This is a genomic window from Exiguobacterium artemiae (assembly GCF_033342815.1).
Lineage (GTDB): Bacteria > Bacillota > Bacilli > Exiguobacteriales > Exiguobacteriaceae > Exiguobacterium_A > Exiguobacterium_A artemiae_A.
Genome location: NZ_JAWPEN010000001.1, coordinates 342,694 through 364,063 on the forward strand (window position 1 = coordinate 342,694; position 21,370 = coordinate 364,063).

The window sequence follows — 21,370 nt, forward strand, 5'->3', positions numbered from 1 at the left end:
TTTTTCTCAAAACCGAGCCTTTTAGTGAGAATGACTTTAAAGTGAGACGACTTCCTTCTCTTCTTCCGGTTTCGTTTGTCGATGAACCCGCTGTGACAGTAAGAGCAGTGGTATTCCGAGAACTGTCAAGAGGGCTAACATACCGAAAATCGGCAGCGGACGTTCCGGTCCAAAATAAAGTAACAATTGTCCGCCGATGACCGGTCCGACCGATTGACCAATCGATGTCAAGCCCATCGCCCCGAAATAACTTCCCCGTAACTCCGGTGTCGCAAAGCTGTCCGTTAAAATGTCCGTCATCGTAAACATCATCACTTCCCCGCATGTGAAGATGAACATCGCACCGATCATCAGCCAGACCGTTCCGGCGGTACCCATGACGAATAATCCGACGGCAACGGTCGCAATACCGACCGTGATTGAGACGAGCGGTGACGTCTTGACACCGAACTTCATGATCGGATACTGGACGACGAGGACGGTGATCGCATTAATCGTAATCAAGAGAGCAAACAAACTTGTTCCCCCGGATAGTAACGTCGTCGTCGTCAAAAACTGCGGCAATGTCGAGTTGAACTGACTGTATCCGAAGACACCGAAGATGATTCCGGCGAGTGCAAACGTAAAGGCGACATCGGTTTTCAGCAACCGGACCGTCGCTCCAAATGAAACCTTTTTCCCGCCGTGACTTTCCGTGATCGGATGCCGCTTAAACAGGATGAAAATCGCGACGCCGTAGCCGAGGTAGACGAACGCCGTAATATAGAAGGTAATCGCTGTATTGCCCGCACTGAGCAACAAGGCAATCCCCGGTCCGATCGCAGCTGCGATATTGATGCAGGTGTAACGGATGTTAAAGACGAATAACCGGTTCTCTTCCTCCGTCGTATCACTGATCAACGCCCGGGCGGACGGTTCAAAAATCGAACGAAAAACGCCGTTCAAAGCACTTAAAATGAAAAATGCCCAAAAGGTTTCGACTTGCGCCAAGGCGATGAAGACTAACACGAAACCAAACGTTCCGCTCAGCATCATCGTCCGTCGGCCGTAGCGGTCGGATAACGTTCCGCCGATAAAACTCATGACGAGACTCGCGATGGCCGAGATACTGAGAATCCAGCCGACATCAACCGGACTGAATTTCAGGACAACCGACAGATAGATAGCAAAAAACGGCATCGTGATGAACGTCCCAAGTCTTGCAAAAAACGTTCCAAGCAGGACGCCGACCGTCAATGGATGAAGCTGTTTCAAACGTTGCATGGAAATCCCCCTTTCGCACAAAAAACAATGCATCCTTCCATTATATAGGAAGAATGCATTGAAGGAAGCAACTTATTTGCTGACCGGTACGACCGCACCTTTGTATTCTTTTGTGATCCAGTCCTGGTTCTTTTTCTCGTGGAGAATATCGAGCAATGTCGTAACGCGTTTGTCTTTTTCATCGCCGTCACGTGTGACGATGATGTTGACGTACGGTGAAGACTCATCTTCCAGTGCAATCGTATCTTTCAACGGGTTCAACCCGTTGTCAATCGCATAGTTCGTGTTGATGAGGACCGCGTCGCCTTCGTTGTTTTTGTAAGCTTGCGGTAAGAGTGACGCTTCGATGTTTGTTTTGAACTTGATATTTTTCGGATTTTCCGCGATGTCTTTGAGCTGTGCATCGGTTGTTTTACCGTCTTTCAACTTGATCAGTCCTTCGTTTTGAAGGAACGTCAAGACACGTCCGCGTTCAGCGACGTTTGAACTCGTTAAGATCGTTGCACCTTTTGGCAGTTCATCCAAAGACTTGTATTTTTTAGAGTAGACACCGAGCGGTTCGACGTGAACGCCGCCGGCACTCGCGAATTTATAGTCTTTGTTTTCTTTTTCCTGTTGCTCCAGGTACGGCACGTGTTGGAAATAGTTCGCATCGATTTCTTTTTCAGCAAGTGCTTTGTTCGGCAGAACGTAATCCTGGAACTTTTTGATTTCGAGTTTATAGCCTTTTGCTTCATATTCTTTTTGAACGTGCTCGAGAATTTCAGCATGGGGAACGTTTGACGCTCCGATGACGAGTGTTTTGGAATCGCCGCTGCCTGATGAAGATTCTTCTCCACATGCTGCAAGGCTGACTGCTAAGACCGATACGGCTGCTGTGCCGACGAATTTTTTCCAAAGTTTCATGAATGATTCCTCCCAAGGTTAAATAAGATAGGTGTTACCGTTTATCGATGGCTTTGACAAGCAGGTCACCGATAATTTGAATGATGAAGACGATGACAAGAATCAACAGTGTCGCGATGACCGTGATGTTATTTTGTGAACGCTGGAATCCTTCGATGAAGGCCATATCTCCCAGTCCACCACCACCGGCTAACCCGGCCATTGCCGTGTAACCGACGAGTGCGACAAGCGTAACGGTGATTCCTGAGACGATTGCCGGTAAAGCTTCCGGAATCAGGACTTTATAGATGATTTGGAACTTCGTTGCTCCCATTGATTCAGCTGCTTCGATGACACCCTTATCGACTTCACGAAGTGCCAGTTCGACCATCCGACCGTAAAACGGTGCTGCCCCGAGAATTAACGCGGGTAACGCAGCCGTTGGTCCTAAGAAGGAACCGACGATGATTTTCGTAATCGGGATCAATAAGATCAATAGAATGATGAACGGAATTGACCGGAAAATATTGACTAAAAAGCTGAGCACGGAATACAGCGCACGATTCTTAAACAGCAATTCTTCGTTTGTCGCATATAACAACAGACCGATCGCCAGTCCAAGGACAAACGTTGCGAGTCCTGCAACGGCCGTCATATAAACGGTGCTGCCGGTTGCTTCCCAGACCATATCCCAATCCACATCTGCAAAAAATGTACTCATCGGTGATCCACCTCCACTTCAACGTCACTCGCTTGAAGTTTGGCGATGACCATTTGTGCTTCCTCTTCCGAACCGAGCAACTGAATGAACAGCGTTCCGAGTGCTCCGTCCTGCGTCTGTCCGACGTTTCCGCCGATGATATTGAATAATAAGTTCGAATCTTTCATGACTTCGGCAAGGATCGGACTTTCCGCCGTCGAACCGACGAACGTCAGCTGGACGATTTTCCCGGTCGGATACCGCTCGCGTAATTTCGCAAACGTCAATTCGTTTTCAGACGGTGACGTCAATTGTTTGACGAACTCTTTTGTCATCGCCTGTTTCGGGTGACGGAATACTTCAGCAACCGGTCCCTGTTCGACGATTTTCCCGGCTTCCATGACGGCTACCCGGTGACAGATTTTTTGAATGACATGCATCTCGTGTGTGATCAAGACGATGGTCAGTTTCAATTTTTTGTTGATGTCGACGAGCAACTCTAAGATCGAGTCCGTCGTCTTCGGATCCAGTGCACTTGTCGCTTCGTCACAGAGTAAGACGTCCGGATTTGATGCCAGTGCCCGGGCAATCCCGACCCGTTGTTTTTGTCCGCCTGACAGTTGCGATGGATAAGCCCCTTCGCGTCCGTCGAGTCCGACAAGCTGAATCAGTTCGGCAACCCGTTCTTTACGACGGGCCTTCGGATAACCGCCGAGCTCAAGCGGGAACATGATGTTTTCTTCGACTGTCCGTGACCAAAGCAGATTAAAGTGTTGGAACACCATCGAGACATTTTTACGGACACCCCGTAATTCTTTTGGTTTGAGCGTCGTCATTTCGACACCGTCGATTTGAATCGAGCCGCTCGTCGGTGCCTCAAGCATGTTCAGCAAACGAATCAGTGTTGATTTCCCTGCACCTGAATAACCGATTATTCCAAAAATTTCACCGCGTTCGATTGATAAGTCGACATTGACGACGGCTTCAACCGATCCGCGTTTCGAGCGATAAATCTTTCCTACATCCTGTAAGCGAATCACTACTGTCCCTCCTAAACATAAAAAAAGTGCGCACGTTTTAGAGCAAACGCGCGCACTTTTTCAGTACACAAAACCATTTGCTCTCATCTTGCAGACAAATGTCTGCTGGAATTAGCACCACTTCGGAATAAATTCCGCGGTTGCCGGGTTTCATCGGGCCAGTCCCTCCACCACTCTCGATAAGAGTTATCGGTATTAAGTTATTTTTAATATAATCTGAATATTAGCAGGGGTTATTTTGCTTGTCAAACAGTTTTTTCTGAAACCGGTTGGAGCAGACTGAAAGCACGTGCCAAATCTTCTTTCAAGTCTTCCGCGTCCTCAAGACCTACTGAGATCCGAACGAGACCATCTGTAATTCCGAGTTCTGCGCGACGCTCTGCCGGAATCGACGCATGCGTCATCCGTGCCGGAACGGAGATCAAACTCTCGACCGCTCCAAGACTTTCAGCCAATGTGAAGAAATGTGTCGCTTCGACGAGTTTCTCTGCATTTTCTGCTGAACCGACATCAAAACTGATCATCCCGCCGAAGCCGGTCGCTTGTTTCTGTTGTGTCGCGTGACCCGGATGTGATGTAAGTCCCGGATAGAAGATGTTTGAGACGACGTCCTGTTCCTGTAAGAACTGAACGAGATCGTGTGATGTTTCTTCGATTGCATCCATTCGAATACCAAGCGTCCGTAATCCACGGACGAGCAGGAAGCTGTCCTGCGGTCCAAGAATACCGCCAGTCGAGTTTTGGATGAAGTGAAGATCTTCTCCGAGCTCGTCGCTGTTGACGACGACAAGTCCGGCGACGACGTCCGAATGACCGCCGATGTATTTTGTCGCGCTGTGCAGAACGATATCTGCACCGAGTGCGAGTGGTTGTTGCAAGTAAGGTGTCGCGAATGTGTTATCGACGACGAGTTTCAAGTTGTTGCGTTTCGCGATCTCAGCAACTGCTGCGATATCTGTGACTTTCAACAACGGGTTCGTCGGTGTTTCAACATACAACATTTTCGTGTTGTCTTGGACCGCAGCTTCCGTCGCTGCGAGATCCGTCGTGTCGACGAATGTCACTTGGATGTTGAACTTCGGTAAGACGCGTTGCATCAAACGGAACGTTCCGCCGTAGACGTCATCTGTCATGACGATGTGGTCGCCTGATTCGAGCAGGTTGAACACTGCGTGAATCGCCGCCATCCCTGATCCGAATGCAAAACCGCGTGCGCCGCCTTCAAGATCGGCAATCAGACGTTCGATGCTCGTCCGTGTCGGGTTCGCTGTGCGGGAATACTCATATCCTTCTTTTAACTGACCGATTTTTTCCTGTTTGTATGTGCTTGTTTGATAAATCGGGGGTGTAACGGCACCTGTTGCTCGATCGACGCCTGTTCCTCCATGAATCAATGCTGTCTTTTTACGCATGTGTCTCGTCCACCTTTTCAAAGATTTGTTGGCTTAAATACCGTTCGGCACTGTCCGCGAAGACGGTGACGATGGTACTGCCTGGAAAACGATGTGCCAGATCAAGTGCTGCAACGAGTGCTGCGCCGGCCGAACTGCCGACGAGCAACCCTTCACGGGCCGCCAGTTCATGGACTTTCGTGAAGGCATCATGATCGGAAATCGTATGAATTTCATCAACTAAGTCACGGGAAACGAGACTTGGCCATTTAGCCGTCCCGATGCCTTCCGTCTTATGCGGTCCGGCTGGTCCCCCGTTGAGGACTGAGCCTTCCGGTTCAACGATTGCACCTTTTGTCCCGAGACGTTCTTTTAAATACGCCGCTGTTCCGGCAAACGTTCCGCCTGATCCGCATCCGGCAACAAACCAATCAATCTGATCCAGCTCCGCCATCAGCTCAGGACCGAGTGTCCGCTGATACGTAACCGGATTTTCTTCGTTTTCGAATTGAAGCGGAACATAACTGTTTGGAATCGTTTGTCCGAGTTCTTTGGCTTTATCGATCGCACCTTGCATATCGAGCTCAGTCGGTGTGTTGACGACAGTCGCGCCGAGTGCCCGCATCAACGTCTGTTTCTCCCGGCTGAACTTTTCCGGAACGACACAGATGACTTGAAGGTCATATTTTTTAGCGGCGAGCGCCAAACCGATGCCGGTGTTGCCGGCAGTCGGTTCGATGATCGTTCCGCCTCGTGTCACATATCCCTGTTCGATCGCGGCATCAACGAGTTGAATGCCCAGGCGGTCTTTGACGCTGCCCCCAGGGTTCATCCATTCGAGCTTCGCCAAAATCCGCGTACCAGCAGGCAAATCGAATGAAGTAATCTCGTAGAGCGGCGTATTTCCGACGAGGTCGCGGACTGATTTCGCGATCATCCGAAGACGATGTCCCATTCATCACGACCGGCAAGCATTTTCTCGGCATAGTGCTTCGCTCCTTTAAGGTCGTGGGCGCTTGCGAATCCGCATTGGACTTCGTTTTGCGCTGGAATTTCTTCTGCTGCTAAGACGTCTTTTAATGTTTTCTCAACGAGTTCGCTCATTTTTTCGACCGAATCGAAGTTCATCATCGCCATGTAGAAACCTGTTTGGCATCCCATCGGCGACACATCGATCACGTCATCCGAGTAGTTACGGATATTTTCAGCGAGCAAGTGCTCGAGTGTGTGCATCGCACGCATCGGCATTTGTTCCACGTTCGGTTGTGTGAAGCGGATGTCGTATTTGACGACTTGGTCGACTTTACCGTCTTTGTAACCGGCAACGCGGATATAAGGTGCTTTGACTTTCGTATGGTCCAGGTTAAAGCTTTCTACGTTCATTTTTTTGAGTGTCATGATTTATTCCCCCATTTTCTCGGCTTCTACGAGCCAGACGAAGTGATTGTATTGCGTAAATGAAACATCGAATCCGCGTGATGCAAAAATCTGTTCCATCACCGGAATCAGTGGATAAAACTCGCGTTCCAAATCTTCGGCGAGTCCGTTAAACCCTTGGGCTTTCGCTTCAGCGATTGTCTGTAAACGCGCCTCTTCCGACACGAACATCGTATCGGCATAGACGATTTTTCCGTCGTGCGGCAAAATCTTCGCCATCAAATCAACGGCTTCTCCCTTTTCCTCATCCGTCAGATGATGAAACGCATAGGTCGAAACAAAACTTTTCGCATGGTCTGCCGTAAACGACAGGAAGTGTCCGTCCTGCACCGGAAGTTCCGGAATCTTGTTGATGAGAATATCCCGCATCTCCGGACTCGGTTCAACGGCAAGGACATGATCATGTCGCTCAAGCAACCGCTGTGTCAGGTTGCCGGTCCCGGCCCCGAACTCAACGACCGGTGAGACAGCTTTCGTTGCGACTGTATCCAATATTTCTTCATAACGACGAAAGACTTCTTTGTACTCCGGATCATGCCCCGTTACCGTGTCGTCGTATGTTGACGCCCACTCTGTAAAAACATCCATAAAACGTACTGTCATGCCTGTTCGTCCTCCGTATCTCTCTTTTAATTCCGACTAATCGGATATGAATTAAAGTAATTTACCTTAATCGCATTGTAGCAGGGAGATTTCCGAATGGCAAGACGACTGCTTTAAATTTTTTGGAAAACAAAAAAAAGGCGTTGCCGGAGAACCGGCAACACGAATAATGTGGTTAGAAATGCCACGAAGGAAAACCCAGCTCTGACACGAACTTCTTCGTTCGTCGTATCAGAGGACGGCGCCTTTTCGACATATCAGTTGAACTGGACTCCCATGACAGATCTCCTGCTCGAATCCCGAATTGTTTCCTTGCGCCGCTTCGTCTTTGGGGGACGACTTAAGGGGAGACAACCAAACAATGGAGGATTTTTTTGAACGGTTCTGGAATGAAAAGCAACAGCCAACTCATATCTCTGCCAGACTTCCTATAAAAGCATTTCTAGAAGTTGATATGAATATACCATTCATAATTTAGCATTGTCAATGAATTATTGTAAATATTCCGACAATTTAGCGTAAAGAGAAATCTCGGATCGATTCCTCTTCTTACTCAGCACAAAACGCAAAGACATTTTGAACCGATTGAAACGCATAAAGCCTTGATACGACTTGATTTTCTTCAATCTTTAACAATGCCGGCACACTCATGACCTGCGCCTGCTCTAAAAATTCCGGAATGAAGTTTCCGTTTGCCTGCATGATCCATTCTTCGTCTTTTGTCGCTTCGACGACCGCAAGCATCCGACTAGCGATGGCACACGTCCCACACATCGGTGCATAGACATACAAAAAACCGTTTTCCGGGACTTCTGTGACTTCTTTCATCCGTTCCATTCCCCCTCTGTTTTGTCTTATCTTGTGCCAGTATACAGAAAAAAAGACGACGAGGAAACGATTGCGTTTCCTTGCCGTCTTTTCGGTAAGTATTACTCGTTGATCATTGATTTGTAAGCAGCTGCATCCATCAACGCTTCTACTTGGGCATCATCTTCGATCTCGATATCGACCATCCATGCACCTTCGAATGGTGATTCGTTGACGAGTTCCGGGGAATCAGACAGTGACTCATTGATAGCAACGACTTTCCCTGAAATCGGTGCGTACAATTCAGATACCGTTTTGACCGATTCAACTGAACCGAACGGCTCGTTGGCAGAAATCGTATCGCCGACTTCCGGTAATTCCACGAAGACGATATCGCCAAGTTCGTGTTGCGCGAAATCCGTAATCCCGATTCGTGCCTTGTTTCCTGTTACTTCGACCCATTCATGCTCTTCCGAATAACGTAGATTGTCTTTGACTTGACTCATTTGCGATTCCCCCTGTGATCTATAGTGGACTAACGCATTCAGTATACCAAATGAACTAGCCTTCTTAATACCATTTTCCTTGATAGAGTTCTTCTTTGAAGCCGATGGTCACGTCTTGCCCGTCCGTGACGATCGGACGCTTCAGCAACATCCCGTCACTTGCGAGCAATTCGTATTGCTCCTGTTCGGAAAGTTCCGGCAAACGGTCCTTGATTCCTTGCGACCGGTACGACTGGCCACTCGTGTTAAAAAACTTCTTCAGCGGTTCGCCGCTCTTTTGATGAAGTTCCCGAATTGTTTCGGCACTCGGTGTCTCGTCGACGATATGCTTGTAGTCGACTTCGACCCCGTTCGTTTCCAGTGCTTTTTTTGCTTTGACACACGTACTGCATTTTGGATAACCGTACATTGTTACCATTTTTTCATCACCTCTGACTTCAGATTAGCAGATGCATCAGTTTCGTTTCAAGCGCGCCAATGCAGCATCAATTTGATCTTGATGGTGGTGGTCATGGGCAATGAAGGATTCGACAAACGCTTTCGGCTGAAATGTCCCTTCATACGTCCGCTCATACTGTTCGTCCGTCAGCCGGTCGAGGAGCGTGACCAGTTCCCGGCGTACACCGATGGCTTTTTTCAATAAGGCGAGAGCATCGATATGATGGGCATATTCGACCGCGAGGCGGTTGAACTCATCATAGTCGGTTTGAACAAGCGTCAATCGTTCATCCGGTAACTTCGAGACGGCATGATCGAGATAATACCGGTCCCACAGGAACAGATGACTGACACATTCCTGAACGGTCCATTTATTGACGGCAAGCGGTAATTCCCATTCTTCCCCGGAAAGCCGTTCGAGTGATTTGTAATAGTCGATGGCAAACTGGAGTTCTGTCAATTCGTGTCGCATGTTTGCTCCCTCCTTCAAAGAAAAAATTCGCCCTTACAGAGATTTTCCCTGCAAAGGCGAATCAGTAAACCTGACTTAGACCGTATATTTATTTGATTCGATCAAACGTTTCGCAATCTGGCGTTTCGTTCCGATCGAATTGATCGGTTGGTACCGGCTGAACTTCTTCAATGCCGACAGCAGCATCCGGAGTTCATCTCCGCTTGCAGCAGCATAAAGCGTTTCTTTTGCGTCACGCTCGACGCCTTCGAATGCTTGTTGTGCGAAGACTTCCGTATAACGGATTTTCAATTCGTTTTTCTCGACGCCTTTCGCGGCAATCGCTTTTTCCGTCCGGACGATTGCTGACTCAAGCGCATAAATCGCACTCATGATGTCCGCTGTGTTCGCAAGGATTTCCTGTTCGCCCTGCAATTTGTCCTGATATTTCTGGACCGCTGTTCCGGCCGTCAACAGGAAGATTTTTTTCATCATCGCGAGCAGATGACGTTCGCGGTCAAGCGGCTCCGATCCGACTTCTGTTGGCATGAAGCTCATGACTTCCTGTTGCAGACGTTGTGCTTCTGCGAGGAGCGGCAAGTCGCCTTTCATCGCTTTCTTCAGCAACGTGCCCGGTACGAGCAGACGGTTGATTTCGTTTGTTCCTTCGAAGATACGGTTAATCCGTGAATCACGGTACATGTTCTCGACTTCGTATTCCGCCATGAAGCCGTAACCGCCGTGAATCTGGACCGCTTCATCGATGACGTAATCAAATGTCTCGGACGCAAAGACTTTATTCATCGAACATTCAATCGCGTATTCCGCGATGGCATCCGCAATTTTCTTGCCGTCTTTGCTTTCTTCGTCCGACAACTGATCGAGGCTGTCCTGGAATAGACCGCCTGTCCGGTAAACCGAACTTTCCATCGCATACGTCTGCGCTGCCATCGTTGCCAGTTTTTCCTGGATCAACGGGAACGAACTGATTGGTGTCTTGAACTGTTTACGTTCGTTTGAGTACTGAACCGCGAGATCAATCGCCCGTTTCGATGATCCGACCGCACCGACCGCAAGTTTGTAACGACCAACGTTGAGGATATTGAAGGCGATGACGTGACCACGGCCGATTTCTCCGAGGACGTTATCAACCGGTACTTCCGCGTCTTCAAGAATCAACGTCCGCGTCGACGATCCTTTAATTCCCATCTTTTGTTCTTCGAGTCCTGTCGAGACACCCGGATACGAACCTTCGACGAGGAAAGCCGTGAATTTGTCACCGTCGATTTTCGCGTAGACGACAAACAGACTGGCGAAACCGGCATTCGTGATCCATTGTTTTTCCCCGTTCAGGATGTAGTGCGTGCCGGCTTCGTTCAGGACAGCCGTCGTTTTTGCACCGAGTGCATCCGAGCCTGAGCCCGGTTCAGTCAACGCGTAAGATGCGATCCACTCACCGGAAGAGAGTTTCGGCAGGTACTTATGCTTTTGTTCTTCGTTCCCGAAGAAGACGATCGGCAAGGAACCGATTCCGACGTGCGCCCCATAACTGAGGGCAAACGAACGACCGCGGGCAAATTTCTCCGTGATGATCGACGACGAAATCTTGTCCATCTGATAACCGCCGTAGGCTTCCGGTACATCCGCACCGAGCAGACCGAGCTCACCGGCTTCACGCAGTAAACCGACCGACAGCTCGAACTCATGTTTTTCGATCCGGTCAAGAACCGGGACAACACGGTCTTCGACGAACTTCGCCGTCATGTCACCGACCATTTTGTGTTCTTCCGAGAAATCCTCCGGTGTAAAGAGACGTTCCGGTGCCAACTCGTCTAATACAAAACTTCCACCTTTGATTAATTCGTTTGTCGTTTGGCTCATTGTCCTGTTCCTCCTTCAACTAGTTCGAATACGCCGGCTGCACCCATTCCGCCGCCGATACACATCGAGACGACACCATATTGTATGTTCCGTCGTTTCATTTCATGCAAGAGTGTTAATGTCAGTTTCGTTCCGGTACATCCGAGCGGATGACCGAGCGCAATCGCGCCGCCGTTGACGTTGACGATTTCTTCGTTCAGTCCGAGTTCCCGGATGACACCGAGCGACTGGGAAGCAAATGCTTCGTTCAACTCGATCAATCCGACGTCTTCGAGCGTAATACCGGCGAGTTCCAGTGCCTTCGGAATCGCGACGACCGGTCCGATTCCCATGACTTCCGGACGGACACCGCCGACTGCAAACGATTTGAACTTTCCGAGAATCGGCAGACCCTGGCGTTCCGCTTCTTCGCGTTCCATGATCAGCACAGCGGCTGCACCGTCTGACGTCTGCGACGAGTTGCCGGCTGTGACACTGCCGCCGAGGCGGAAGGCCGGACGGAGCTTCGCCAGTCCTTCCGGTGATGAATCAGCGCGGACACCTTCGTCATGTTCAACGACCCAGGTCTTTTCTTCAATCTTCAACTCATCGTTGACATACTGTTCCGTGACCGTCACCGGCACGATTTCGTCGACGAATTTGCCGGACGCAATCGCAGCGGCTGCTTTTTGATGGCTTTTTAAAGCAAAGGCATCCTGATCTTCGCGGGAGACGTGATACGTCGTGGCGACTTGTTCCGCCGTGTGCCCCATGCTCATATAATATTCCGGTTCTGTCTCGACGATTGACGGATTCGGCCGGACGACATGACCCGGCATCGGGATCTGGCTCATCGATTCGAGTCCGCCGGCGATGACGGCCGTTGCTTGACCCGTCATGATTTTCATCGAGGCATCGGCAATCGACTGGAGACCGGACGAGCAGTACCGGTTGATCGTAATCGCCGGTACTTCGTGCGACAGTCCGCCGAGGACGGAGGCGTAACGGGCAATGTTCATCCCCTGCTCCGCTTCCGGTAAGGCACATCCGAGAATGACATCATCAATCGCTCCCGTATAATTCGCGCGTTTCAGCGTTTCCTTGATGGCGATGCCTGCGAGTTCATCAGAACGCATTGATTTAAATGATCCTTTTTTTGCTTTGCCGACCGGTGTTCGTGCACCGGCGACGATTACTGCTTCCTTCATTCGAATCCCCCCAGTCATCAGTTACGAAGCGGCTTGCCTTTGACAAGCATATGTTGCATCCGTTGTTGTGTTTTCAGTTCGCCGATCAAACTCAGGAACGCTTCCCGTTCGATATCGAGCATGTACTGCTCATCGACGTGTGTGCCAAACGAGACGTTTCCGCCGGCAATGACGTGTGCGAGTTTGCTGGCAATTTTTAAATCGTGTTCCGAGATATAACCGCCGTAGAACATTTCACGGGTCGCGAGTTCAAGCGTCGCTTTCCCGGCGCGCCCGACGACCGGAATCTTCGCATGGGCCGGTGCCGTATAACCGGTCCGGTCGAGCTCAAGGACCAGTTGTTTTGCATCAAACGTCAGGTGGTCACGGTTCATCGAAATCTGATCGACGTTCCGGACATAACCGAGTTCCCGTGCTTCAAAGGCTGATTTCGAGACTTTCGCCATCGCGACGTTCTCAAACGTTTTCTGTGCCGCTTTTTCAAGATTGACAAGTCCGTCCGGTGTGTTCTCGAGCAGACGACGATAGGTATTGACGTTTCCGCCGCCTCCCGGAATCAGACCGACACCGACTTCGACGAGTCCCATGTAGGTTTCAAGACCAGCCTGCATCCGGGCTGCCGGAAGTGAAATCTCCGTTCCGCCGCCAAGTGTCATCCCTTGCGGCGCGACGACGATCGGACGGGACGCGTAACGGATTTTTTGAATCGACTGCTGGAACTTGTTGATGATCCAGTCGAGTTCGAACCAGTTCTCATCTTCCGCTTCCATCAGCATCATCGCGAGGTTCGCCCCGACGCAGAAGTTTTTGCCATCGTTGGCGATGACCAGTCCGCGGTGATTTTTTTCAACGAGATCAATCGACTGCTCGATCATCTGCATGATGTCGACGCCGATCGCATTACTCTTCGACGTAAATTCGAGGACCGCCACATCGTCTCCGAGATCCATCAGACGGGCACCGTTGTTTTCAAGGAGAACACCGTTTGATTTGCGGACGTCGCGTAATCGGATTTCCTTCGGATTGACGGTACTGCCGACGTATTCTTGCGTCTTGGCATCGTAAAACTGACCGTCTTCGTTATAGAAGCTCGTCACGCCTGCTGCCAGCATTTCATCCACCCAGGAAGGAACGTTATAGCCGTCCTGTTTCATCTTCGCGACTGTCTTCTCGACACCGAGTGCATCCCATGTCTCGAACGGTCCCATCTTCCAGCCAAAGCCCCATTTCATCGCTTCATCAATCGCTTTGATATCGTCCGCAATCTCGTGTGTCAATTGCGCCGAGTAGAGCAATGTTTTCGCATGTATCGGCCACAGTAAGGCACCGACACGGTCTTTTGCAAAGACGACGGCTTTCAGTTTATTTTTTGCGCCCGGAAGAGCTTTTGCCTGACCAATCGACGGTTCGGTAAGCGCTTTCTTTTCGACGTATTCAAAAGTTGCCAGATCGAGTTCGAGAATCTGCTTGCCGGCTTTTTTATAGAAGCCTTGACCCGACTTCGCCCCGAGTGATCCTTCGTCAACCAACCGTTTCATTTCCGCCGGTACGGCAAACGTCTCTTTTTCCGCTCCGTCCGGTAACTGGTCATAGACGTTGTTTGCGACATGAACGAATGTGTCGATCCCGACGACATCAAGTGTCCGGAACGTTGCCGAGCTTGGACGACCGAGCAATGGTCCGGTGACGGAATCGACCTCCCCGATCGAGTACCCGCCTTTTTTCATCTCATCCATCGTAACGAGCAGACCGTATGTCCCGATCCGGTTACCGATGAAGTTTGGTGTATCTTTTGCGATGACGACCCCTTTACCGAGACGCTCTTCGGCAAACTGTTTCATGAACTGGACGACTTCCGGATTCGTATCACGTGTCGGAATCAGTTCAAGCAGCTTCAAGTAACGTGGCGGGTTAAAGAAGTGCGTGCCGAGGAACCGGGAATTAAACGACTCCGACCGTCCTTCGCGCATCGCTTCAATCGAGATCCCCGATGTGTTGGAACTGACGATCGCATCTTCACGTAAAAACGGTTCAATTGTCGCAAACAGTTGTTGTTTGACATCCAATCGTTCAACGATGACTTCAATCACCCAGTCGGCTTCTTTGAGACGGTCGAGGTCGTCTTCGAGATTTCCGACTTCAATTAACTCGATCAATTGTTTGGAAGCGAGTGGTGCCGGATTTTGTTTCAGCAGCTTTTGCCGGTTGTCGCGGGCAATTCGTGAGCGGACTGCTGCATCATTCAGCGTCAATCCTTGTTTCGTTTCCTGCGCCGTTAATTCTTTTGGTACGATATCAAGCATCAATGTCCGGATTCCCGCGTTCGCGAGGTGTGCGGCAATCCCTGCCCCCATGACCCCTGAACCGATAATGACGGCGAATTGAATATGTTTCGTCGTGTGTACTGTGGTCGGCTGACCGATTTGACTCGCCATGATAGACCCCCTGATTCGTAATTGAATGAACAACCATTCATTATTCTGACAAAAAAAGAAGCCGTCCGTTTTTCCACTGCTTCCTTCTACATCTCCATCATAAATGAATTATCATTCAGTAGCAATAAAAATTCAGCTTTTGGTCAAATTTTCCTGTTACACTGAAATCAAAAGGGGGAGTTCTCATGAAATCGACTGAACAATTATGGGATCAACAAGCGACGGACTGGGCCGACCGGTCGGAAATGATGTGGACGTCAGGCAGCCGAAAAACGATCATTCCGTTTTTAACATCGGTCATCGCGTCCGGCAAGTTACTCGATTTAGGATGCGGCGACGGCGCCGCCTGCCGGTTGCTCGCGGAGGCGTTTCAAGTGACGGGTCTTGATCTGTCGGAAGAGATGATCCGGATCGCCCGTGCCAAATCACCGGCACTCGATTTCGTCGTTGGAACCGGTGAAGCGTTGCCGTTTGCGGATAATACGTTTGACGTCGTCCTTGCCGTCAATTCGCTCGAATGGTCGACGCGTCCCGTCACCGTCCTGAAAGAAATCAGCCGGGTCGCCCCGCTCGTCATTATCAGTCTGCTTGGACCGACGGCTGCACCACGGGCATTGTCCTACCATCGCCTGCACGGGGAAGAGGCACCGATGGGCAATACGATGATGCCGTGGGAACTCGTCCAACTGGCAGACGAACTCGGATGGACGTTGCTTGAGGAAGCTGTCATTCAAAAAGAAGGTGCCGTCATGACCGGTCATCGATTGCTCGATCAGGCTCATGCGTTTTCCTGTTTATTTGCGTTTCAGACAAGTAATTAAAAATCATGTCCTTATAACAGACGATTGTCCACTCGCTTTTCTCGGGTGGGACGCAAGCCTCGCCCATCTAACGATGACCGGGTCTTGCCTGTCCCTGACAGAAGCAAGCTTCCTTTTCCCGTAGAAGTCGAGTGGACACGTCTGTTTTTATTTACTGATATTGCTGATGAATTTGGAACAACAAGTGTTCGATCCGTTCCGGAAGATCCGACGTCTTGTCCTGCCACTTCAAACGGAAATAAAAGGCTTGTAACAACTGTTTAGTGTTCCGGAGCAGATTAAATCGTTCCTCGCTCCATGTCACCGGTACATCGAGCCAGGGTTTCACGGCCGACTCCAATCCTGCAAAAAATATCTCGTCTGAAATGCCATGCTCCCGTGCCACCATCCAAGCGGAAATCACACGCTCGTGCTCTTCATCGATAAAATGATATCCAGGCGTTGTCAAAATTTCGATCAAGCGGATGATTGCCGGCTGTTGTTCTGCCACTCGACAGCGGGGATGAGCCAACCAGACCTGGTACACATCCGAAATATGGGCAATGCTGTGGGCCCAACCGTAGGATGGCACCTGCCCCCTAAAATCGGTTTCGTTGTTCAGATACATCAACAGCTGATCCGAAAGTTGTTCATAAGTTATCTCATCCAGTTGTGGTGCTGCAGCGTCTTTTTCCAGTACAACGGCAAGGAGCAGTGCTGAGAAGGACCGGGTGAACACGGCCGTCTCGTCCGAAGTCTTCAAGTGATAAAACAATCCGTCCGGACTGAGGACAAACGACACCATCCGTTTGGCAGATGCCGCTGGAAATGTTTCTGACATGATCCATTCCGCAAGCCGTGAAAAGATCAGTTCATCCCGAAGGACCGGGTCCAAACTGCCGATATGAGACAACATCTGTTCTAGCAATTCCTCCGAAATCACTGTGTTCTCTTGTTGCAATTGCTCTTTCAACTGCTGTTCCGTTACGTACATGACCAGACCTCCTATGTAATATATGTAGTAAGTGAAGAAAGATTTGCTTCCCGTGACTCCTACGGGGAAAAACGCGGTTTTTGTGCTGTCAGAGACAGGCGAGACCCGGCTCGTTGATCCCACGGGTCAAAGAGTCGCGACTTGCGTCTCGCCCGAGGAAAGCACGGGAAGAGAAAAATCTTTCAAACGATAAAACAAAAGAGGCTGGGACATAACTAGCTGGCTTTTAAAGAAAATAAGGGATTGCCATCGTCACGATGTGCAATCCCTTATTTTTTTCATCACCTCTTGTTAAAATGCCCCTCGGGCAATACTTTGGGTGAGCCACTTTCTCAGATTTACTGCCATAAGGATGAAGCCAAGCTCACGTTTCACCTTTGCTTTTCCTCTTACGGAAAAACGAGTGAAACGCAAATTAGCCTTCAGATTCCCAAAAACTGGTTCTACGTCTATCTTACGTTTCGCGTAGATTTTCCAGGTTTTTTGATCTGAAAGCAGATCCTTTACCTGTTCCTTTTGCTCTTCCCACGAAACGTTTACTCGGACTTGGCGATGACGACCCTTCTCTGCCTTGGTACAGAGGGATCGAAGCGGGCAGTCATCACAACTCTCACTTTCGTACACCTTGAAATCGCGGGTAAAACCATATCGATCCGTTCTCTTAGACATGTAACGGAACGTCACGTTCTGCCCGTTCGGGCACACAAAGTGATCGGTCGTTTCATCGTAGGACCAGTTGGCGAGATTAAAAGGATCATCACGCCATTTTCGCGTCTTCTCTTTTTGAAACATCGTATAGGGAACGAGCGGAATGCGCCCTCGGCGCATCAGAATCTCCTGATAATTTTCTTGGCTTCCATAGCCGGCGTCCGCAACGATATGTTCCGGTAAAGTAAGATACGAGGAAACCTCATCTAAAAATGGGATTAACGTGCGGGCATCGGTCGGATTAGGATAGACATCATAAGCGAGGGTATATTGACCTTCGGTCGCAATCTGCACGTTGTACCCCGGCTTGAGTTGTCCATTTTGCATATGATCTTCCTTCATCCGCATAAACGTCGCATCCGTATCCGTCTTCGAATAGCTGTTCCGTCCATCGAACGTTTCCTTTTGGACGGCATACTTCCTTTTTCTTTCCACGAACTCAGCGAACTTTTTTCGGAAAAGATGGGGTTGCTTTCGTTCGGAACGAAGCCGTTTTCTCTCCTGCGTATCTGAACTTGCCTCGATTTCTTGATTGATAGAAGCGATTCGTTCCTCCAAAACATCACCGATGTGCTCGAGTTCAGGAAGGGTCAGTTCGTCTGGACTTTCCCGTTCAATCTCCGGTAAGATTTCTTGTGCGACGAGTTCTTCATAGAGAAGATTAGACTTTTCAACGAGCGACGCACTATATCGCTCGACGGATTTTCGCCAGACGAACGTATATCGATTCGCATTCGCTTCTAGTTTCGTACCATCAATGAAGATCGCTTCTTCCTTAATTTCTCCCATCTCGACGAGATGGCAACGGAAGGTGACGAACGCCTGCTTCAGGATAGGTGTGACTGCCGGGTGCACTCGAAAGCGATTGATCGTACGATAGCTCGGTTCATTCCCTTGAGCGAGCCACATCATACGCAGGCTGTCTTGAAGGAGTCCTTCGATCTTCCGACCAGAGAAGACCGATTGCGTATAGGCGCATAAAATGATCTTCATCATCATGCGTGGATGATAGGCGGGGCAGCCTGTCGTTCGAGTAAAAGGTTCAAAGGCATCGTCGGGAATGGACTCGACAAGATGATGAACGGCGAATGCGATATCGTTTTCTTGAAGACGAATTTCTAAATCTAAAGGCAGAACCAGCTGGTTCATGGTATAATTTTTAAACATAAGGACACCTCCGATGGTTATGGTTTGGTCACTTTAACTTTATCAGAGGCAGTCCTTATTTGTTTACTTAAAATCGGTTTTTCATCATAGAAGAAGGCCCTCGAAACGAAAAACGTTTCGAGGGCCTTCTCATTTATAAAACTGAGTTATGTCCCAGCCTCTTCATTTCTCTATTATTCGTTATTATCCTTTAACCATTCCTTTAAGAACAAACGCCACGTTTGCCGGACGTTCCGCTAAGCGGCGCATGAAATAGCCATACCAGTCACGGCCGTAAGGGACGTAAACACGGACTTTATAGCCGAGCTTCACGAGTTCAAGCTGACGTTCGACGCGGATGCCGTACAGCATCTGGAATTCGAACTTGTCGTTGCCGATGCCGTTTTCTTTTGCATAACGGATGATCTGTTCAATCATCGCGTCGTCATGCGTTGCGACCGCGGCATAGTTACCGAGTGACAGTTGAAGTTTTACGAGTTTGATGTAATTGTGGTCCACATCTTCTTTTTCCGGGAAAGCAACCGTTGCCGGCTCTTTATAGGCCCCTTTAACGATCCGCAAATTCGTCTCGAATCGTCCGACACGTTTGATGTCGTCTTCCGAACGGTACAGGTACGACTGGATGACCGTTCCGATGTTATCAAAGGATTGACGCAATTCTTCAAACAATTGGATCGTTTTTTCACAACGCGGCTCGTCTTCCATATCGATCGTCACGAAGACACCGACTTCTTTCGCCCGTGTCAAAATTCGTTCCATGTTCGAGCGAATCAATTCGTCCGAGATATCAAGACCAAGTGACGTCAGTTTCAGTGAAAGTTGCGAGTCTAATTTCTCTTCCGCAATCATTTCCACTGCACGAATACATTCCTGCGTCATCATTTCCGCTTCCGCAACCGTCGAGATGAATTCACCGAGGTGATCCATCGTGACGCATAATCCCTTGGAGTTCAAATCCTGAATTGCCCGTTTTGAAGCTTCAAGTGAGTCCCCTGCGACAAAGCGCCCTGCGCCGAACTTCAAGCCGTACCGTTTTGCCAGACCATTCAATGTCTTATTTTGCGATAAGAAGATAAAACCATCCCGTAATACTCGTTCCATCACTCATTACTCCCCCTAAATAAATGCTAGGCTGTTTTACCGTGTCGGTTCACATCTCTGCATTCATATTATGACATAAAGCGCTTACATGTGCTCGATGTTTTGTTTTTTTCGTAGTTTTCGTTGGGCAAAAAAACCGACGATGAAAAAGAACAGGTACAAGAAAATCGCAAAGAAAAATTGCCAGGAAAACGGATTGCGCAGGCTCGCCCCGATATTGTTGTAAACGAAAGCTCCCGGAATGATGCCGAGGTAACTGGCGAGCGCAAACTGACGGAATTTAATTTTCGACAGACCGGACGCATAACTGATCGCGTCAAACGGAAACAGCGGAATGAGTCGAACTATTAAGACGACGAAGAATCCATTCGTGGCAATCCGTTCATCAAGAATCGTCAACTTACCGGTTCCGATGATCTTTTCGATGCCGCGCCGACCGAGCAGACGGGCAATCCAAAAACTTAGCAAACTGCCGGTCCCTGCCCCGATGACATCAAGAATCGTTCCAATCCACGGACCGTATGTATAACCACCAAACACCGTCAGCAGACTCGCCGGGAAAAAGACGAGCGGACGGATCGTATACGCCAATATGTACAGCAACATGCCGAAAGCGCCCTGCTGACGAATCCAGTCAGACAAGGCCTGAATATCAAACTGCTCCATCATTCCCGATAAACGGAAATACAGGAGCAGTCCGGCACCCATCAGCATGTAGAGGGTAAACGGGAGCCAGTCCCGTAACTTTAAGTTTTTCAAGACAGCGGCGCCGGTGCCGGAGCAACGTAGTAGAAAATCGATAAGAAAATCAGGACGCTGCCGGCAAGGACGAACAGATGCCAAATCGCATGATTGTAAGGCAAGCGGGCCCAGACGTAAAAGATGACGCCAAGTGAATAGGCGAGACCACCACCAAGCAGAAGTAAAAACCCTTGTAATCCGAGTGCTTCATACATCGGCTTGATCGCAAACAGACAACACCAGCCAAGAATCAGGTACGAAGCATTGGAAATCCAGACATGTTTACCGGTCGAATACAGTTTCCAGATGATACCGAGTATCCCGACACCCCAAACGATCCCGAGCAATGTCCAACCGAGCGGACCCCGTAACGTAATCAGGGCGAACGGTGTATAACTGCCGGCAATCAATAAGTAAATGCCCGCATGATCAAGAATTTGTAATACTTTATTGGCTTTCGTATGCATAAGCGAATGCATCAACGTCGAGAACAGATACAACAAAATCATCGTCGCCCCAAAGATACTGACGGCGGTGATGTTCCAGGCACTGCCTGACTTCGTTGCCTGCAAAATCAACATGACAAGCGCGACGATACTGAAGATGACACCGAGCCCGTGCGTGATGGCACTGGCCACTTCTTCTTTCAGCGAGTCGCCTTTGGCAAGCAACTCCTCAATCGTTTCTTTCGACTGGTCTTTAATCGTTTTCGTAATTTCTTTTTTTGTAACCAATACAACACCTGCTTTCTGAACAAACCTGCTATGTTCTTGATTATACGCCCGCTTTCTACTAAATGCCTATCAAAATGTTCTGACGATTTATTGACAGTTTC

The 21,370-nt window shown here is 49.3% G+C and carries 21 protein-coding genes and 1 riboswitch; of the genes, 1 reads left to right on the forward strand and 20 read right to left on the reverse strand.

All coding sequences use genetic code 11. From position 1 onward, the window contains the following. Positions 1 to 36: 36 nt before the first annotated feature. The 15 genes from R7V76_RS01695 to R7V76_RS01765 form a co-directional block, all read right to left on the reverse strand. Entirely contained in the window at positions 37 to 1,263 is a 1,227-nt protein-coding gene (locus R7V76_RS01695; protein WP_318091050.1) for an MDR family MFS transporter, read from the reverse strand. A gap of 72 nt (positions 1,264 to 1,335) precedes the next feature. Then, positions 1,336 to 2,169 (reverse strand): MetQ/NlpA family ABC transporter substrate-binding protein, encoded by an 834-nt coding sequence (locus R7V76_RS01700; protein WP_318091051.1) that lies wholly within the window; start codon positions 2,167 to 2,169, stop codon positions 1,336 to 1,338. A 34-nt stretch (positions 2,170 to 2,203) separates the two neighbouring features. Further along, the gene (locus R7V76_RS01705; RefSeq protein ID WP_318091052.1) at positions 2,204 to 2,869 is read right to left on the reverse strand and encodes a methionine ABC transporter permease; all 666 of its coding nucleotides are present in this window, start codon (positions 2,867 to 2,869) and stop codon (positions 2,204 to 2,206) included. Next, positions 2,866 to 3,888, reverse strand: coding sequence for a methionine ABC transporter ATP-binding protein (locus tag R7V76_RS01710; protein ID WP_318091053.1), 1,023 nt, complete (start codon positions 3,886 to 3,888; stop codon positions 2,866 to 2,868). Before R7V76_RS01710 ends, R7V76_RS01705 begins: the two co-directional genes overlap by 4 nt. A gap of 80 nt (positions 3,889 to 3,968) precedes the next feature. Beyond that, positions 3,969 to 4,074: riboswitch (SAM riboswitch) on the reverse strand. Positions 4,075 to 4,133: 59 nt separating this feature from the next. Next, positions 4,134 to 5,300, reverse strand: a complete 1,167-nt coding sequence (locus R7V76_RS01715; protein WP_318091054.1) for a bifunctional cystathionine gamma-lyase/homocysteine desulfhydrase — start codon at positions 5,298 to 5,300, stop codon at positions 4,134 to 4,136. Further along, on the reverse strand, positions 5,293 to 6,216 hold the full coding sequence (locus tag R7V76_RS01720) for a PLP-dependent cysteine synthase family protein (RefSeq protein ID WP_318091172.1): 924 nt from the start codon (positions 6,214 to 6,216) through the stop codon (positions 5,293 to 5,295). The genes R7V76_RS01715 and R7V76_RS01720 overlap by 8 nt, the downstream gene beginning before the upstream one ends. After that, positions 6,213 to 6,677, reverse strand: coding sequence for an S-ribosylhomocysteine lyase (locus R7V76_RS01725; protein ID WP_114595157.1), 465 nt, complete (start codon positions 6,675 to 6,677; stop codon positions 6,213 to 6,215). The genes R7V76_RS01720 and R7V76_RS01725 overlap by 4 nt, the downstream gene beginning before the upstream one ends. Before the next feature lie 3 nt (positions 6,678 to 6,680). Continuing rightward, complete coding sequence (locus tag R7V76_RS01730) at positions 6,681 to 7,319, reverse strand: class I SAM-dependent methyltransferase (RefSeq protein WP_214766175.1); 639 nt, start codon at positions 7,317 to 7,319, stop codon at positions 6,681 to 6,683. Positions 7,320 to 7,868: 549 nt separating this feature from the next. Next, the gene (locus tag R7V76_RS01735; RefSeq protein WP_114595155.1) at positions 7,869 to 8,147 is read right to left on the reverse strand and encodes a thioredoxin family protein; all 279 of its coding nucleotides are present in this window, start codon (positions 8,145 to 8,147) and stop codon (positions 7,869 to 7,871) included. A gap of 101 nt (positions 8,148 to 8,248) precedes the next feature. Further along, positions 8,249 to 8,632: a glycine cleavage system protein GcvH gene (gcvH, locus tag R7V76_RS01740; protein ID WP_114595154.1), complete on the reverse strand. Its 384-nt coding sequence runs from the start codon at positions 8,630 to 8,632 to the stop codon at positions 8,249 to 8,251. A 64-nt stretch (positions 8,633 to 8,696) separates the two neighbouring features. Beyond that, positions 8,697 to 9,050 (reverse strand): arsenate reductase family protein, encoded by a 354-nt coding sequence (locus R7V76_RS01745; RefSeq protein ID WP_012371216.1) that lies wholly within the window; start codon positions 9,048 to 9,050, stop codon positions 8,697 to 8,699. Between the two features lie 36 nt (positions 9,051 to 9,086). Then, on the reverse strand, positions 9,087 to 9,542 hold the full coding sequence (locus R7V76_RS01750; RefSeq protein ID WP_318091055.1) for a DinB family protein: 456 nt from the start codon (positions 9,540 to 9,542) through the stop codon (positions 9,087 to 9,089). 75 nt (positions 9,543 to 9,617) lie between these two features. Next, entirely contained in the window at positions 9,618 to 11,402 is a 1,785-nt protein-coding gene (locus R7V76_RS01755; protein ID WP_131502163.1) for an acyl-CoA dehydrogenase family protein, read from the reverse strand. Beyond that, entirely contained in the window at positions 11,399 to 12,589 is a 1,191-nt protein-coding gene (locus tag R7V76_RS01760; protein WP_318091056.1) for an acetyl-CoA C-acetyltransferase, read from the reverse strand. The genes R7V76_RS01755 and R7V76_RS01760 overlap by 4 nt, the downstream gene beginning before the upstream one ends. Positions 12,590 to 12,606: 17 nt before the next feature. Next, entirely contained in the window at positions 12,607 to 15,024 is a 2,418-nt protein-coding gene (locus tag R7V76_RS01765; protein ID WP_318091057.1) for a 3-hydroxyacyl-CoA dehydrogenase/enoyl-CoA hydratase family protein, read from the reverse strand. Between the two features lie 185 nt (positions 15,025 to 15,209). Between R7V76_RS01765 and R7V76_RS01770 the strand changes: the two genes are divergently transcribed. Continuing rightward, positions 15,210 to 15,845, forward strand: coding sequence for a class I SAM-dependent methyltransferase (locus R7V76_RS01770; RefSeq protein WP_318091058.1), 636 nt, complete (start codon positions 15,210 to 15,212; stop codon positions 15,843 to 15,845). Between the two features lie 151 nt (positions 15,846 to 15,996). Here R7V76_RS01770 and R7V76_RS01775 read toward each other — a convergent pair whose 3' ends face one another. The 5 genes from R7V76_RS01775 to trhA all read right to left on the reverse strand — a co-directional run bounded on the left by R7V76_RS01775 (position 15,997) and on the right by trhA (position 21,215). Next, positions 15,997 to 16,818 (reverse strand): DUF2785 domain-containing protein, encoded by an 822-nt coding sequence (locus R7V76_RS01775; RefSeq protein ID WP_318091059.1) that lies wholly within the window; start codon positions 16,816 to 16,818, stop codon positions 15,997 to 15,999. A 291-nt stretch (positions 16,819 to 17,109) separates the two neighbouring features. After that, positions 17,110 to 18,693, reverse strand: a complete 1,584-nt coding sequence (locus tag R7V76_RS01780; protein WP_318091060.1) for an IS1182 family transposase — start codon at positions 18,691 to 18,693, stop codon at positions 17,110 to 17,112. Positions 18,694 to 18,876: 183 nt separating this feature from the next. Further along, on the reverse strand, positions 18,877 to 19,794 hold the full coding sequence (locus R7V76_RS01785; protein ID WP_012371222.1) for a proline dehydrogenase family protein: 918 nt from the start codon (positions 19,792 to 19,794) through the stop codon (positions 18,877 to 18,879). A gap of 84 nt (positions 19,795 to 19,878) precedes the next feature. After that, positions 19,879 to 20,553, reverse strand: a complete 675-nt coding sequence (locus tag R7V76_RS01790; RefSeq protein ID WP_318091061.1) for a TVP38/TMEM64 family protein — start codon at positions 20,551 to 20,553, stop codon at positions 19,879 to 19,881. Beyond that, a complete protein-coding gene (gene trhA / locus R7V76_RS01795; RefSeq protein WP_041262008.1) occupies positions 20,550 to 21,215 on the reverse strand; it encodes a PAQR family membrane homeostasis protein TrhA in 666 nt (221 codons plus the stop codon). The genes R7V76_RS01790 and trhA overlap by 4 nt, the downstream gene beginning before the upstream one ends. Positions 21,216 to 21,370: the final 155 nt, after the last annotated feature.

Coding starts and splice junctions, on each gene's coding strand:
- R7V76_RS01695 (WP_318091050.1), bottom strand. CDS start 1,263: ATGCAACGTTTGAAACAGCTTCATCCATTGACGGTCGGCGTCCTGCTT.
- R7V76_RS01700 (WP_318091051.1), bottom strand. CDS start 2,169: ATGAAACTTTGGAAAAAATTCGTCGGCACAGCAGCCGTATCGGTCTTA.
- R7V76_RS01705 (WP_318091052.1), bottom strand. CDS start 2,869: ATGAGTACATTTTTTGCAGATGTGGATTGGGATATGGTCTGGGAAGCA.
- R7V76_RS01715 (WP_318091054.1), bottom strand. CDS start 5,300: ATGCGTAAAAAGACAGCATTGATTCATGGAGGAACAGGCGTCGATCGA.
- R7V76_RS01720 (WP_318091172.1), bottom strand. CDS start 6,216: ATGATCGCGAAATCAGTCCGCGACCTCGTCGGAAATACGCCGCTCTAC.
- R7V76_RS01725 (WP_114595157.1), bottom strand. CDS start 6,677: ATGACACTCAAAAAAATGAACGTAGAAAGCTTTAACCTGGACCATACG.
- R7V76_RS01730 (WP_214766175.1), bottom strand. CDS start 7,319: ATGACAGTACGTTTTATGGATGTTTTTACAGAGTGGGCGTCAACATAC.
- R7V76_RS01735 (WP_114595155.1), bottom strand. CDS start 8,147: ATGAAAGAAGTCACAGAAGTCCCGGAAAACGGTTTTTTGTATGTCTAT.
- gcvH (WP_114595154.1), bottom strand. CDS start 8,632: ATGAGTCAAGTCAAAGACAATCTACGTTATTCGGAAGAGCATGAATGG.
- R7V76_RS01745 (WP_012371216.1), bottom strand. CDS start 9,050: ATGGTAACAATGTACGGTTATCCAAAATGCAGTACGTGTGTCAAAGCA.
- R7V76_RS01750 (WP_318091055.1), bottom strand. CDS start 9,542: ATGCGACACGAATTGACAGAACTCCAGTTTGCCATCGACTATTACAAA.
- R7V76_RS01755 (WP_131502163.1), bottom strand. CDS start 11,402: ATGAGCCAAACGACAAACGAATTAATCAAAGGTGGAAGTTTTGTATTA.
- R7V76_RS01760 (WP_318091056.1), bottom strand. CDS start 12,589: ATGAAGGAAGCAGTAATCGTCGCCGGTGCACGAACACCGGTCGGCAAA.
- R7V76_RS01765 (WP_318091057.1), bottom strand. CDS start 15,024: ATGGCGAGTCAAATCGGTCAGCCGACCACAGTACACACGACGAAACAT.
- R7V76_RS01770 (WP_318091058.1), top strand. CDS start 15,210: ATGAAATCGACTGAACAATTATGGGATCAACAAGCGACGGACTGGGCC.
- R7V76_RS01775 (WP_318091059.1), bottom strand. CDS start 16,818: ATGTACGTAACGGAACAGCAGTTGAAAGAGCAATTGCAACAAGAGAAC.
- R7V76_RS01780 (WP_318091060.1), bottom strand. CDS start 18,693: ATGTTTAAAAATTATACCATGAACCAGCTGGTTCTGCCTTTAGATTTA.
- R7V76_RS01785 (WP_012371222.1), bottom strand. CDS start 19,794: ATGGAACGAGTATTACGGGATGGTTTTATCTTCTTATCGCAAAATAAG.